This window comes from Erythrobacter sp. S43 (assembly GCF_057364955.1).
On the sequence record NZ_CP200285.1, the window covers coordinates 965,877 to 980,823 of the forward strand.

At 58.4% G+C, this 14,947-nt stretch carries 9 protein-coding genes; 6 read left to right on the plus strand and 3 right to left on the minus strand.

Features of this window, described 5'->3' with window-relative positions:
- Positions 1–99: 99 nt before the first annotated feature.
- From AC0V6K_RS04730 to AC0V6K_RS04740, 3 genes are all read left to right on the plus strand, one after another.
- A complete protein-coding gene (locus AC0V6K_RS04730) occupies positions 100–3,390 on the plus strand; it encodes a TonB-dependent receptor domain-containing protein (RefSeq protein WP_472625252.1) in 3,291 nt (1,096 codons plus the stop codon).
- Positions 3,391–3,621: 231 nt separating this feature from the next.
- Positions 3,622–4,317, plus strand: a complete 696-nt coding sequence (locus tag AC0V6K_RS04735) for a response regulator transcription factor (RefSeq protein ID WP_472625253.1) — start codon at positions 3,622–3,624, stop codon at positions 4,315–4,317.
- A 164-nt stretch (positions 4,318–4,481) separates the two neighbouring features.
- The gene (locus AC0V6K_RS04740) at positions 4,482–4,874 is read left to right on the plus strand and encodes a hypothetical protein (RefSeq protein WP_472625254.1); all 393 of its coding nucleotides are present in this window, start codon (positions 4,482–4,484) and stop codon (positions 4,872–4,874) included.
- On the opposite strand, the gene AC0V6K_RS04745 is transcribed toward AC0V6K_RS04740, so the two are convergent.
- The 3 genes from AC0V6K_RS04745 to AC0V6K_RS04755 all read right to left on the minus strand — a co-directional run bounded on the left by AC0V6K_RS04745 (position 4,871) and on the right by AC0V6K_RS04755 (position 11,182).
- Positions 4,871–7,063: a CHASE2 domain-containing protein gene (locus tag AC0V6K_RS04745; RefSeq protein WP_472625255.1), complete on the minus strand. Its 2,193-nt coding sequence runs from the start codon at positions 7,061–7,063 to the stop codon at positions 4,871–4,873. The genes AC0V6K_RS04740 and AC0V6K_RS04745 overlap by 4 nt on opposite strands.
- A gap of 18 nt (positions 7,064–7,081) precedes the next feature.
- A complete protein-coding gene (locus AC0V6K_RS04750) occupies positions 7,082–8,392 on the minus strand; it encodes a FecR family protein (RefSeq protein ID WP_472625256.1) in 1,311 nt (436 codons plus the stop codon).
- A 108-nt stretch (positions 8,393–8,500) separates the two neighbouring features.
- Positions 8,501–11,182 carry a M14 family metallopeptidase gene (locus tag AC0V6K_RS04755; RefSeq protein WP_472625257.1) on the minus strand — a complete coding sequence of 894 codons (2,682 nt, stop codon included), beginning with the start codon at positions 11,180–11,182 and terminating at the stop codon, positions 8,501–8,503.
- A 222-nt stretch (positions 11,183–11,404) separates the two neighbouring features.
- Here AC0V6K_RS04755 and AC0V6K_RS04760 point away from each other — a divergent pair, with 222 nt between their 5' ends.
- The 3 genes from AC0V6K_RS04760 to AC0V6K_RS04770 all read left to right on the plus strand — a co-directional run bounded on the left by AC0V6K_RS04760 (position 11,405) and on the right by AC0V6K_RS04770 (position 14,853).
- Entirely contained in the window at positions 11,405–12,514 is a 1,110-nt protein-coding gene (locus AC0V6K_RS04760) for a CapA family protein (protein ID WP_486172565.1), read from the plus strand.
- Positions 12,515–12,536: 22 nt separating this feature from the next.
- Positions 12,537–13,763, plus strand: a complete 1,227-nt coding sequence (locus tag AC0V6K_RS04765) for a CapA family protein (protein WP_472625259.1) — start codon at positions 12,537–12,539, stop codon at positions 13,761–13,763.
- Between the two features lie 88 nt (positions 13,764–13,851).
- On the plus strand, positions 13,852–14,853 hold the full coding sequence (locus tag AC0V6K_RS04770; RefSeq protein ID WP_472625260.1) for a hypothetical protein: 1,002 nt from the start codon (positions 13,852–13,854) through the stop codon (positions 14,851–14,853).
- The last annotated feature ends 94 nt before the right edge of the window (positions 14,854–14,947 follow it).

Here is a 14,947-nt window from a genome sequence, read left to right on the forward strand (position 1 = left end):
TTCCAACAGACCCGATTGGCTAACAATCCAAGCCCTGTTGCTTGACACTTTTCTGTCACATGGCGACCGTGTTGCATCGCAACAAAAAAAGGTCAGTCAATGAAACGCCTCAAATTCTCGACCCAGACGCTGCTTCTCGCGGCGGCTAGCGCTCTTCCCTTTGCGGCCCAAGCGCAGGATGCACCCGATCAGGACGCCGAAGCCGCCGAAGAAGGTGACAACATCGTTGTGACCGGTTCGCGCATTGCTCGTGATCCGAACATCGGCTCACCCGCTCCGATCTTGTCGGTGACAGGTGAGACTCTGCAACAGGCGGGTACGGCCGACGTGGTTGATTCACTGCGTGACATTCCATCACTCTCAACCTCAACTTCGACCGAAGGCTCGATTGACGGCGTCTTCTCATTTGCTGTGGGTCAGGCAACACTGAACCTTCGCGGTCTTGGCGCTGGCCGTACGCTGGTGCTGGTCAATGGTCGCCGCCACGTCTCGGGCGTGGCCGGTGCTCAGGTTGTCGACGTCAACTCGATCCCAACTGCTCTGATCGAACGCGTTGAAACGCTGACTGGCGGCGCATCTTCGATTTACGGTGCGGACGCTGTGACTGGTGTTGTCAACTTCGTCCTGCGTGACGATTTCGAAGGCATCGAGGCTAACATCCAATCGGGTATCTCCTCGGAAGGAGACAGCTGGCGCATCAACGGTGACCTTACCTGGGGCACCAACTTCGCCGATGGCCGCGGTAACTTCGTGATCTCCGGCGAATATGCCTATGGCGAAGAACTCCAGTTTGGCGACCGGGCATTCTCACGCGACAACGGCATCTTTGATGACCAGGCAAACCCGGCGTTGCGCTTCCAGACCGGAGAGCTCAACGCGACTGATACGCCAAACTTCATTGCTAACGGCTCTGTCATCGGTGGTCTGATCCCGACTAGCGCAACCGGCTTTACGCCAACCGCCGCAGAACAAGCCCTGATCGACCGCTCAGTCAACGCGCCTCGCCGTTTTATCGCTGGTGACCCGCGCTTCTCGCTTTCATCGGCGGGTGGCATCATCGCGCCAGGCGACATCGGACTCAGCAACGGCCCTGACCAGAACAACAACGGCATTGCAGACTGTCTTGAGTCATCGGTTGGTTTCAACTCGACTTTTGAACCCGGCGCCTTCGGCCTTGCTGGTGGCTGTGCCGTCATCAACGCGGACGGTTCGCTGTCACTTTACCAGGATGGCGCCATTGCCGGTCTGTTTAACCAGTTCGGTGGCGACGGCATCCCGAACAACTTCAACGTCAACTCGCTTATCCCGGAAACGGAACGCTGGTCGGTCAACGCGAACCTCACTTACGAGATTTCGCCAGCTGCCACGCTGTTCTTCGAAGGTAAGTATGTGTCCAACTCGGCCGAATTCCAGGCCCAGCCGAACACGTTCTACGACCTTCTGACGATCCGCGCGGATAACCCATTCATCACCGCAGCACAGCAAGACTATGTTGCTCCGCTGTTCTTCGGCAACGGCACCGATGAAGGTTTCTACATCACGCGTGACCCGGCTGACCTTGGTCCAAACCGTGACCGCAACGAGTTCGAAACGTGGCGTTTCGTCGGCGGTGTTCGCGGCGACATCACCAATCACCTCGCCTACGAATTTGCCGTGAACTACGGTAAGTCGACGCAGACGTCGCTGAACCGCAACCGCGTGATCATGGACCGCTTCTACGCGGCCATCGACGTGACGACCGACGTGAATGGCACCCCCATTTGCCGTTCGGACATCGACCCAACCGCACCTGCCACCACGCCATTCGGCATTCCGGCAGGCGATCCTGGCTTCTTCACCTTCAATCCGGGTGATGGCTCTTGCCGTCCGGCCAACATCCTTGGCGGCATCGGTTCTATCAGTCAGGAAGCGATTGACTTCATCACCACGACCACCGTCAACGAGTTCTCGCTTGAGCAGTTTGTGGTGAGCGCGATCTTCACCGGTGACACCGGCGCCATGTTTGAGCTGCCAGGCGGCCCGATCGGCTTTGCTGGTGGTTTTGAACTGCGTGAAGAGCAGTCGACGTCAACCTTCGATCCGCTCGTACTTGGTATCGTTCCGGTGACGACGCCGGACGCAAACGCTGGTGACCTTCTGCGCGATCTTCCGAACGCGCAAAACTCACTCGTGTTTGACCCGGCATCGGTGATCAACAACGCTGGCGGTGAGTTCACCGTGTACGAGCTGTTCGGCGAAGTTCGTTTGCCGATCCTCGCAGGTGTTCCGCTGGCCGAGACGCTCGAGCTGAGCGCTGCAGGCCGTTACGCCAACTACTCGACTGTTGGCAGCACCTTCACCTGGAACGTCAGCGGTCTGTATGCTCCGACCGAGGACATCTTGTTCCGTGCCACCTACGCACAGGCGGTCCGCGCACCGAACATCAACGAGCTGTTCAACCCGGCTCAGGGTGCGTTCTTCCGTCCGGACGATCCATGCGATGCAGGTAACCTCGTCACAGCAGCCGATCCGGCGCTGCGTCAGGCGAACTGTACCGCGTTCTTTAACTCGATCGGTTTTGATCCGACCTTCGGCGGTGGCACATACACCTATGTCGATCCGCTGACTGCGCGTTTCTCGGGCTCGATCAGTGGTAACCCGGACCTGCAGGAAGAAACGGCAACCACGTGGACCGTGGGCGCACAGATCACCCCGCGCTGGATCCCGGGCCTCGTTCTCAGTGTCGATTACTACAACATCGAGATCGAAGACGCGATCAACGCGGTTAGCGCGCAGGACATCGTCGATAACTGCGTCGACTCGGCTACGATCAACAACGCATTCTGCACCCTGCAGGATCGTAACCCGGCCACCGGTGGCTTCACCTTCCTGCGTCAAAGCTCGCTGAACTTTGCCCGTCAGGAGACCTCTGGTGTCGAATTTTCGGGCCAGTATCGCTTCGGCTTTGGTGATCACAACTTCACCCTTGGCGCGAGCGGAACCTATGTCGAGAAGCTCAACAACTTCTTCGATCCGGCTGACCCGACGCTGGTCGATCCGGAGCTTGGCGAGCTTCAGCGTCCTGAGTGGGCCGGTCGCGGCTTCTTCACCTGGGACTGGAACAGCCTGAGCGTGACCTGGGGCACGACCTTCCTTGATAGCATGGGCCTTCGCGCCGTTGAGATCGAAACGGTCGGCAACACCGGTTCGGACACTTACACGCCTGAAAACGGCCTGACCGACGAAACCTTCATTCACGACATAACATTCAGCTATGACGTGAATGACCAGTTCCGTCTGTATGGCGGTGTGAACAACGTGTTCAACACGAACCCGTTCGTGACCGAGCAGGCTTATCCGGTTAGCCCAGTAGGGACTCTGTTCTTCCTTGGTGTTCGCGCTTCCATGTAAGCGATCACGGAGAGCAGCAAGATACAATTGAAGCGGGGCGGCCTTTGGGTCTGCCCCGCTTTTTTGTTGGCCTTTTGACGCTGGACCGGAGTAATGTGCTGAAGCAATTACGTAAAATCTTGTAACTTATGTTACAGATTGTCTGTTACATTTTTTGCAAGCCACTATCTGACCTAGGAACGCATGGGCCACAACATGCTTTGACGGCAAACTTGAGTCGGGGAACCAGCAATGAGAATTGCAATTGCAGATGATGATCCAGAGCTGCTGGACCAGTTGAGCAATGCGCTCGATGAAACCCCTCATCAATATGAGAGATTCCGTGCTGGTCACGAACTGCTAACATCGCTCAAACGCGAGACATATGACGTGGTTCTGGTCGATTGGAACATGCCGGGCAAAACCGGTGTGGAAGTGATCGAATGGGCTACCGATACACTCGAGAACCCGCCAGCATTCATCCTTCTGACCAGCCGCTCTGAAAAGGCCGACATCGTCCGGGGACTGGAGGCAGGCGCAGTCGATTATGTGGTGAAGCCTGAGAGCAAGGAAGTTATCTTTGCCAGAATTGATGCGGCGAGCCGCCGGATCAAGCCGCCCGAGATAGATCGTCACGCGACCTTCGGTGATTACAAGATCGATCGTTTGCTGCGCCAAATCACTTGGCGGGGCGAAGAGGTGAAGCTGACGGCAAAAGAGACCGAGCTGGCGACCCTGTTCTTCGACAATCTCAATCGTCCGCTTTCGCGCTCTTACATCTTTGGACAAGTATGGGGAGGCGTACTGGACGTCGAAAGTCGCACGCTCGACATCCATATTTCCCGCATTCGTTCAAAGCTCAACCTGCGCCCGCAGAACGGGTTCGCCATCCAGACGGTATTCGGTTTTGGCTATCGGATGGATCGGACATCGGATACAGACGAGTAACAATTTCGTCTGAAAGGCAGCCTGGCACTGTGGGCCGTGTGAGAAAAATTGCCTCTTTCGCTGTAGCTTGCACTGCGGTCGCAGGATTGTCTGCCTGTGCGGTCTCCGCGCCCTTATCCATCGAATCCACCGGCAGCCTGCGCGGCACAAGCCAGAGCATCGTCATGAGTGTCTCAACCGAAGATGCGACACCAGCCCGCGCAGTCTTCGGCGGCGCCTTGATCAAAGCCTTCGCCGAAAATTCGATACGAGGCAGCGATAAGGGCGCCCTTTTGATCGATTTCGCGGTGTCTATCGGTGATGCTTCTTCTGGCATTCTCGCTGGCGAACAACAGCCGGCAGAGGACGGAGCGGAAAGCAATTGGATTGCCGAACCGCGTAAGTCGCGCCGCTTCGATAAATGCGAGCCGAAACGGCTCAGTGGCTCTCTTGTCGTGATTGATCGAGCGAGCAGCACACCAGTTTACGCTGGACGCGCCTCTCGGATTGAATGCGACTTCAATGACCGGGATATCGAAAAGCTGGCAGAAGCTTTGGCGAACGACGCCGCCAACTAATCTGCCAAAATCGGCATTGTGATCGCGAATCGTGTGCCCTGGCCCGGCTCGGACTCAACGGCGATCGTGCCATGATGCGCGTCGACCACTTTCTTGACCAACGCCAACCCCAAGCCAGAGCTTGGGCCTGCATGCGTGGAATGGGCGCCGAACCTCGCAAACGGATCAGCGCGCCTGTCTCCGCTTAGCCCAGGGCCATCATCGGCAACGGTGAATACCATTCTCTCGCCGTCAGCCGACTGGGCAAATGAGACATCCACGCAGCCTTCCTCATCGGAATACTTGATCGCATTGCCGATCAAGTTGTCGAGCATGCGAGCGATGAGCGATGGATCGACCACGGCGAAACACGGGTCTTCTGGCACCTCTTGTTCAAGGCGAATGCGTTTCTTCTCCGCCAGCGTGTATGCTCGGTCACACGCCTCTTCGACCAACGCACCGATATCCGCCTCATAAGTCTGCAGATTGGGGCTATCCAAGCGCGCCAATTGCACAAAATCATCGGCCAGTTTGAGCGTGCGCTCTGCTTGCGACCGGATACGCCGCATTGTATCTGCATGCGCCGAGGGATCCGGGGGTTTCTTTTGCGACAATCCTACGATCGCGACCTGCGGCGTGCGCATATCGTGCGAGAGAAACTCGAGCATTTGGCGGCGTTCGTCATCAAGACGGCGAAGCTCCGTTACTTCGCGCAGAGCGATAATGCTTCCCGAAACCTGTTCTTCATCGCCCTTAGTGTCACCCAACTCAGCCCGCGCAATGAGGAATGTTCGTTCATCACGCGTTGTTAGCTCACTCCCATCCTGCGTGAGCTCCGCCTCGGAATAGCGCAGAAACTCCCCAAAGGTCGCATTTTCCAGCTCCGGCCAATCAGGAAAGAGTGTGCTGGCCTTGGCGTTGAGCATTTGCACGGCTTCCTGCCGGTCCAGAACGACGATGGCATCGGGTGCCGTCTCGATCACCCGACGCAGGAAGCTAAGTGAATCGTGCACGGTGCGAACCAATCCGCGCAATTGCTCGATCTGCTGCGAGACATAGTCCAAACCGCCCGGGTCCGATGCGACGCTGGCCGAACCGGTCAGGCGGGCTGCTTCACGTTCGAGATAACGGCTCGCATGGCTAAGCCGGCGCCAGCTCCACAGCGGGTAAGCGAGCATGATGACGATCACGATGGACGCGGGAGCCAACCACAATCGGCCTGCACCGATCAGACCTGTCGAGATAGCGATGACGGCAACGATCAGTGCAATGGCGCAAGCTAAGACGTAGCGCGGGGAAAGATACCAGAAGGCCAGAAACAGCAGCAGCAGAACCGCGGCCGCCAGAGCATTGTGCCAGACGTTGCCGATCGGCGAGATCATCGCATCCTGCATTAGTGCGCTGATGAGGTTTGCCTGCGCTTCGACACCCGGCATCAAGCCGACATCACCTGTCGCCACAGAATAACGGTCCCCCATCCCTTGGGCAGTGGCACCGATCAGGACGATCTTGTCCTTGAGCACATCTGGCGGGGCCGATCCGTCGAGAACGCTGCTCGCGGATTGCGTCGTTGGGAAAAGGTCCCGGTCATAGAACGGAACGACCGGCGCGCCGCTTCGCAGATCATCGTCAACCGCAAGGCCCAACTGGTCCATCGCCACCAGTGAGAGATGCGGATAGGACTGGCCATCAACCGCGTAGTCCATCTCAAACCGACGCAACACACCGTCAGGGTCAGTCTCGACAGCCACATGCCCAACCGCCGCCGCCGCGTCTCTTAATGCCGGCAATGGAAGGACGGGATCTTGCCCGAATTCAGTATTGGGACGCGGGCCAAAAGTATGCGGCAAGATGACCTTGCCGTTCTCTGCCAGAGCTTGCGCGAATGCCTCATCCGCATCTGGTTCAGTCGGTTCAAGAAACAGAACGTCGAATATGACAAGCTTCGATCCAGCGTCTGTCAGACGGTCAATCAGTTCAGCATGGAGCGCGCGTGACCACGGCCAATTGCCTTTCTCACCAACGCTGCGATCGTCTATGGCGACCACCACGATGTCTTCGCTGGGCGCAGGCCGCGTCAACGCGGTGGCTGTGTCGAGCAACTGGTTGTCTATGCGCTGGGCCGAGCCGCTGGCATGCAAGAACACAGCGCCGCCAATCGCCAAAGCGAGTAGCACCGCCCATTCCACCATGAGGCGCGCTGACTTCATATGCGTGTTGCCGCTTTCCTAGTCTTGAACAAGCAAGCCGGTTGCATCACTCCAGACCTTAATCAGACCGTCGATCTCGTCAGTCTGCATCTCTGCGACGCGCCATTTGTACTTTGCATTGGGTAGATTGGTCAGCAGGAGCGACGATTGCGAAAGACCGGTTTCGTCGATCAGCAATTCTTGCGGTCGGTCCTCGCGCCACAGCTGAAAGGCATAGATGCTCTTGTTTTTGTTTTCACCTTCGTCACCCCACTTGAACAGAAACCCGTCGAGTAGGGCAGACTTCCCAGCATTACCTTTCACGCCAAGTCGTTTGCGAATGAAGGAGTTGGCGTCCGAGTTGCGCCCTTCGACGCCACTTCCCGAAATCGCGCGGGCAATGACAACGTACCGCTGTTCATCAACACTATCAAAACTGACCGTGGACCCGGACACCACCTTCTCTTCAATCACATCTTTGCCTGACTGGTCGGTGGCGATCTGCACGCGAAACTTGGCCGCGCCCTCTTGCGGCTTGATCGCAAACTCCAATGTCTCGCCCGTCTGAGGCCGCGTTCCGTCAATTAGTACGGCGGGGGGAAGCAGCGCTTCGGGACTACCCAGCCCCTCGGTAGTGCTCGCCAGACCAAAACCAGCATCTGCTATGCCTTCTTCTTCGCCCACTGCAACATTCACGCTGCCTTCCAGCACTTCGGTGATGCTGCTGCCAGCTTCGGATGAATAGGCCGTACGAAATTCTGTCCCGCGAACCGCCGTCGTCGCGACCGGAGTGCCCACACGCAGTCTGTCATTGGGCTTGAGCGGGCGCGATTTGGTTGTGCCACGCCCTTTGCGGACCACAAAGTCGATGTCCTCGATGCCGTTCAACACGTACCGACGCGCGGTCTTGAGAAACATGACCGAGTTCGACGGCATAGTGAAGCGTTTGCCGGAATCGGTCCGAAAAGCGATAAAGCCGTTACCTTGCGTGGTGACCACATCACCTTCGCTCAAGGTCGTTCCGCGCGTCACCGTCTTGTTTGGGATCGCTACACTGCCGGAATGGTGGGCGACATTTAATCGCAGCGGGGTGTAGCGCAGCGCGCTGCGAGGGATACGGATTTTCTTGCCGACGGGAATTCGACGCGGGTGGCGAATTCTGTTCAGCCGCTGAACGGTTAGAGCCGAGCGGTAAGAGCGCATGTACTTTTGCGCGAGCGTGTAGAGCGTATCGCCCTTCTTCACTTCATAGATGACCGCATCATCATTGCTGGCGAGCGCTTGCCCGTGGGGCAGCGCCAGAGCCAACAGGAGCGCGCAGAGTACGCGGAACGGTGTCTTCAAAAACATAGAGCCCTCCAAGGGATTTCTACGTCTCCTGCCATCCACCTGTAAACCGTTCTATGAATAAGCGGCTTTTCGTTACAGGAATTTACTTCTTGATGTTTTCCGGAAGGATCAACGTTCGCGCGATGGCGCAACCAGTACCGCATTGGCAATCAGCAGATCGAGCCCGTCGAGATAAGCCCGCTCCGCCGGGTCATGCGCAAAACCAATGGTCAGCCCGGCGCCGCTGCGCTGCGCCATCAAGTATGGCTTAAACGCAAGCTGGCGCTGGTTCTCGGCCCAGACATAGCCACTGGCCACGAGATTATCCGCGTCAGCGAAGCGCATCACATTGATGCCTTTGGACCGATCTAGTGGTGTGAAAATCTGCGAACCTCGTGCCAGCACGACCGCGCCATTATCATACCCTGCAGATAGATAATGCTGCCGGTCTGCGACGGTATTCAGCAGCGCACCAGGCAAAGTATCGGGCAAAGCGTCCTGATCGCGGATGACCTCGCGGTACTCTTCCTCGCTGGTGATTTCCTGCGCTTCGACTGGCGAACCGTCGTCCCCACCCTCTTCACCATCGGGGATACGGCCCAGCGCGGCTTCGCGGGTCACAGCAAGGAGCGGATTGTCTCCACTTGAGAACGCACCAAGGCTGTTACCAACCGCCACCAGCACTCCCCCGCGCTGAACGAAAGCTCTGATGTTGGCGACACCGCCGGTGCCAAGCACACCCTGCGGGCGGCCATCGGGGAACAAAACCACGTCGTAATCGGACAAGTCAGCGCGTGTGAGACGTTGCGTGCGGATCGGCACGACGGGCAAGCCCAGACGCTGTTCAAGCACGTAACGCATCGCCCCCGCGCTCAGCTGTGACATACCATCGTCCCATGCAATCGCGACCTTGGGCACCGTCAGACGCACAAAGCTCTCGCTGCCAAGGTTCGGGCCGTCTTCGACCCAGCTTGAATCCAGACCGATCGTGTGCGCGCCCACTTCACGCGCCATATCGGACAGCTTGGCCATCGCGGCTTCATCATTCGGGCCGGTCGGGAAGATCACCGTACCGCGCGGGAATGTGCGGCCATCCTTGGTGAAGGCTTTGTCGGTCACGCGCGCTTCGAGACCAGCACGGATTGCGCGGGTTACCAGTCGTGCCTGACCGCTGTCAGTCCAAGGAACTGCGACTGCGAAACTGCGCGCACCTTCATTGACCGGCGTGATCGGGGTCTCGGCAGCAAGCGCATTGCCGCCCGCCGCGCCCGCGCAAAGCTGCACATCAACGCCCGACATGAAGCCGACCGACCATGCGGTGACGTCGTAGAGTTCATGCGGCAAGTCTTCGGAGCGGCGCTCTTCCTGCTTGATCACGAAATCGCGCGGAAGCTGCGTGTTCTTGTCTAGCAAGCTGCGCACGAGCCGCGCGGCGGGCTGGGCCTGCGGCACGGCAAGATACCCCTTGGGATAGCCGCGCCCGCATACTGTCGCCGCGCCATCGCTACGGCGGACGGTGATGCCTTGCGCGACAAGGCGACGGCCAAGCGCCTCGGCGTTCCAGCGGCGATTGCCAAGGTCGATGACATAGGTGCCCCGCCCCGCTGCGCCATTTGCGTTGGCGCTGCGATAGGCGGCGTAGTCGCTCAAGAAACGCGAGGCGTTGTTAGAGACTGCCTCTGCGGTCGAGAGACTGGCAATGAAGTGGTTGCGGACGCCGTCAGCATAGGTGAGCTTGGTGCCATCTCGCCGTTCCCACACCATGCCGCGCGGGCTTCCCTGCTCATAAGTGCTGCCAATCGCGCCCTGATGCGTGTTCCATGTGTCGCCATAGCCAGGGTAGAACAGGTCATAGACTTCGCGGGTGAAATACGGTTCCCGCATGCGGTCAAACCAACCGGCGGTGTTGCGCCCGATAATCTCGTAAGCGCGGCGCTGCGCGGCGGTGATGTTTGGATTGATCGGATCGGCGGCGGGGCTGAAGAAATAGGTGTCGTCCCCGCTCATTTCGTGAATATCGGCGACAACAACCGGGCTCCACTGGCGGATGGCAGCTACCTTGCCGCGCGTCTCGGGCTGGCTCAGAGTGAACCAGTCACGGTTGAGGTCAAACATGTAGTGATTCACGCGCCCACTTGGCCATGTCTCGTCATGCTCTGCGGCCTGACGGTCGGCAGCAGGGACGATGCCCGTCGCGGTGCGGAAGTGGTTTACGAAACGCGCGCGCCCATCGGGGTTTTGCAGCGGGTCAATCACCACGATGGTGTCGTTCAGGATTTTGCTCACCCGATCATCCCTGCGCGAGGCGAGCATGTGATAAGCCATCATCAGCGCTGCATCGGTCGAGGTGATCTCGTTCCCGTGCACCGAGTAGGCAAGCCATGTTACGGGCAGCGCATTGCCATTGCTGGCTCGACCGGCGGCGATATTCGCAAGGTCCGCCTGAATGGCATCAATGCGCGCCATGTTCCCTGGCGCGGTGATGACCATGTAGTAAAGCGGGCGCCCTTCCCACGTCGTCGCATATTGCACCAGCTGCACACGGTCCGGCGCGGCCTTGGCGAGCGCTTTGATGTAAGTGACCATCTCGGCAGGCGAAGTGATCTTCGTGCCCGCCTCATGTCCAACCGTTTCGGCCAAAGTCGGGACCGCTGGGTCGAAATCGCCATCAAGGAAAGACTGCGCGCTGACGGCTGAGGAAAGCCCCATCGCCAGAGCAAAACCAAGGATCAATCGCTTGAGGAAGTTGGTCGGCATCAATGGCCCCTTCGCCGTCATGTCTTTCAGGATCAAACCACGGGTGTTGAGCAAGTTCCCGAAAGCGTCAAGGAGAATGCCGCGCGAGGCCTGATTGCATTGCAACTTTCAGCCTGTTAGCCCTCGCCCAGACGCTGAAAAGGACGGTTGGCAGTGCGATACGCAAAGTGGTTTGGGGCAACATGTGCTGCGGTAGGTTGCTTCGGTACCGCGATGGCGATGCAGACTGCTCCCGCCGCCCCCGTCCAAACAGAGACAATGCCCGAGGAAGAAACTGTGACCGAGTGTGAGGAGCCGCCCATCACCCTGGCGGCGGTGGGTGATGTGCTGTTGCACGACACGTTTCAGAAATGGGCCGCAGAGCAATCTGAAGGCTATTACGCGGCGATAAAACCGGTCGAGGACTTGATGCGCGGCACCGATGTGACGGTCGCCAATCTCGAAGGACCAACGGCGCGGAACCTGACCGGGCTGGGCCGCACGGAGGTGAAAACGCCTGCGACGATCTATGATGGCGTCGCTTACAAGGGCTATCCGCTGTTCAACTATCACCCCTCGCTTGTTACCGATTTGAAGCGGCTGGGCGTCGATGTGCTGCAAACGGCGAACAACCACTCGCTTGATCGCGGATCACTGGGTGCGGATCGCACACTGGAGGCGATTGATGCGGCGGGGCTTGGCCGCACGGGCACCCGCAAGGCATCGGAATGGAGCCGCGATTTCGATTGGTCCGCGCGCTACACGGTTGAGCGCGGCGGTAAAGATTACACCTTCGCCTTTCTCGCCTGCACCTATGGCACCAATGGCGTGGCCGATAAAAAGGGGCAGGTACTGCACTGCTACGACCAGCGCCAAGAGGTGCTGTCGCAAATCCGCAAGCTCAGCGCGGACGACAGTGTGTCGGCGGTGATCGTTCTGCCGCATTGGGGCAAAGAGTACGAACCTCTGCCCGAGAGCAAACAGATCGGTCTCGCTCAGGATATGGCCAATGCAGGCGCCACGGCGATCATTGGCAGCCACCCTCATGTGGTTCAGCCGGAAAGAATGGTACGCGCGTCAGACGGCCGAACGGTTCCAGTACTCTACTCGCTTGGTAACTTTGTCAGCCGCCAGATTGGCCTGCCGCGCCTGACGACGATCATCTATCTGCTCGGCTTTGAGCCCGATCGCGCAGGAAAATTGGCGGTGACGAAATCCGGTTGGGTGCCGCTGCGCATGCGCACCGAAGGTGGGATGTCGCTTGATGCACTGGACCGCATCCCCACCAGCGAAGGCGCGTCGTACCTATCGCACCTGCTGGAAACCTATTCGGCAGACAAACGCCTGCCTGCTAATCCGGGGGCATATTGGAACAACGCACCGAAGGCCTGTTCTATCGAGCAATAAAACTGGACCGTGGGGGATTAAGGTGGTCGCATCAAAGTTTGGAAAACGGGCCGCTCTGGTCAGTGCGCTGGGTCTTCTGACGGCGTGCAACGGCACGGGAACAGACGAAACCGCCGAAGCCGCACCCGTTTGCATTGAGCCAATCACCGTCGCTGCCGTGGGCGATTTCCTGCTGCACGGTCCAATCCAGCGCTTCGCCGCAGCGCAAGAAAACGGCACGCAGGCGATCATGGAGCCGGTCAAAGACCTGATATCTGGTGCGGACCTTGCCATCGTCAATCTCGAAGGAGCTGCGGCGAAGGACATGGTGGGCCTGAGCGGTCGCACCATCCCGACACCGGCGGGAACCTATGACGGGCGCGCATATTCAAGCTACCCGATGTTCAACTATCATCCCAGCGTGATCGGCGACCTGAAAGCGGTCGGGTTTGACGTGATCCAGACCGCCAACAACCACTCGGCGGATCGCGGCGGACCGGGGGTTGATGGCACGATTGCCTCGATCAAGGCCGAGGACCTGCCACTCACTGGAACACGGCTTGCCGAAGCCAAGAAAGAGGGCTTCGACTGGTCCGCCCGCTACACCGTCAAACGCGGAGATCAGGCGTTCCAGTTCGCCGCCATTTCCTGCACTTTCAGCACCAATGGCCTGCCGGATCCCGATGATCAGGTGCTGATGTGCTACGAAAATCGCGAGGAGATGCTGGGACAGATCAAAGCGCTGGCGAGCGATGATGATGTTGATGCAGTGATCGTCCTGCCGCATTGGGGAATCGAATATCAACCGCGCCCCGCACAGCAGGAAGTCGAATTGGCGCAGGATATGGCCGATGCAGGAGCCAGCGCAATTATCGGCACCCATCCGCATGTGGTTCAGCCCGAAGAGATGCTTGAGACGAAGGATGGCCGCTCGGTGCCGGTCGTCTATTCACTCGGCAACTTCGTATCCCGCCAGATCGGCCTGCCGCGCCTTGCGACGGTGATCTATATGCTCGGCTTTACGCCTAATACCGATGGCAAGCTGGACGCGACGCTGACCGGGTGGATCCCGGCGCGCATGGACACCGGCCCGAATAAGTCGATCGATGCGCTAGACCGCCTGCCCGAGGGCGCTGCCGCGCCATATGCCGCACATCTGCTCAAAACCTTCGATCCGAAGAACAAGATCGCGGCAGACCCGGCCAAGTTCTGGAACACAGCCAGCAAGCCGGTATGCGCTCCTGAACCCGAGCCGGCTCCCAAATCCTAGCGCCGAAACTCGCGGCCCATATCTATGGGTCGAGCATGCCAAGCCGCGATCCTACCCTTTCCGCACGGAATATAGGGAAGGAACAATCATGGCTTTTCGAGCACTATTCGGTGGCGCAGTCATAAGCGCCGCAATGATTGCGGGCGCAACACCCGCGACGGTCCAAGCAAATCATGGGCTCAATACAGTGTCATCGCTGCAGAGTTTTCCAAAGCTGCCCAAGATCGAAAAGCCGCTGAGAACAATTAGAGATGCGGCCGATTCCTCCAATGATCCTAACGCAGAGACCAAGGAAGAGCGCGAGAACAACCGGGGCATCGAAGAACAGCTAAACAATACAAAGAACCGCCTCCTTCAAGACTTCAGCTTCAACTGGACGGCGCCCAGTGACAATGCACAAGTGGACCAAGGAGCCGCTGAATATCGCGCTGTGGTGGACGCACACGTCGCTGCGGTTGCAAGCGGCCAATATGCCCCATTGAGGGAATCTCGCATGGACGATTTCATTCGAGTGATGCGTTTGCACTACGACAATCGCTCAACCGAAAGATGGATCGGACGTCAGATCACTTTTGCCGAGGGCAATCGGGGGGTCGGCGCTGGCGACCGCACTTACAATGACCTGCTAGTACTGGAGGTGATGCTATACGGCGCCGTTAAGCTCTTTCCAGACAATCCACAATATGCGGCGGCAAAGGCCAAAGTCGATAGTGTTATGGCCAGATATGGCGGCTCGCGCGAAAACGCCAAGAAACGCAAAGATGCGGAGGAGTTGGCAAAGGCTCGTGCGGTTAAGATGCCACCAGCGATCCAGCGCAGCGCGGCTGTTGAAAATCAATTCCGCCAAGCCTGGGGCACAAGTGGAATTCCATACACGATCAAGAGAATTCATATCCGCAGCAGCTGGGCTCCCAAACGCAACTCACTTGGGATTGTCATCGGCCAAGTGCGCGACGCAGCGATTGCGGCAAAAGACCCAGCGTCGGGTAAGTGCTATCTGTATGATTTTACGATGATAAAAGAAGGGTCTACGGTGCGCAGATCTTCCCATTCCACGAAGCGGATTGCGTGCGAGAATATTCCCAAATGATCTGACCCGAAGTGACCCGCGAGAGAGGTCACCCAAAACTAAAGGGGGCGGCCAATCGGCTGCCCCCTTCTTTCTTGTGTCAGGCAATTGGCGG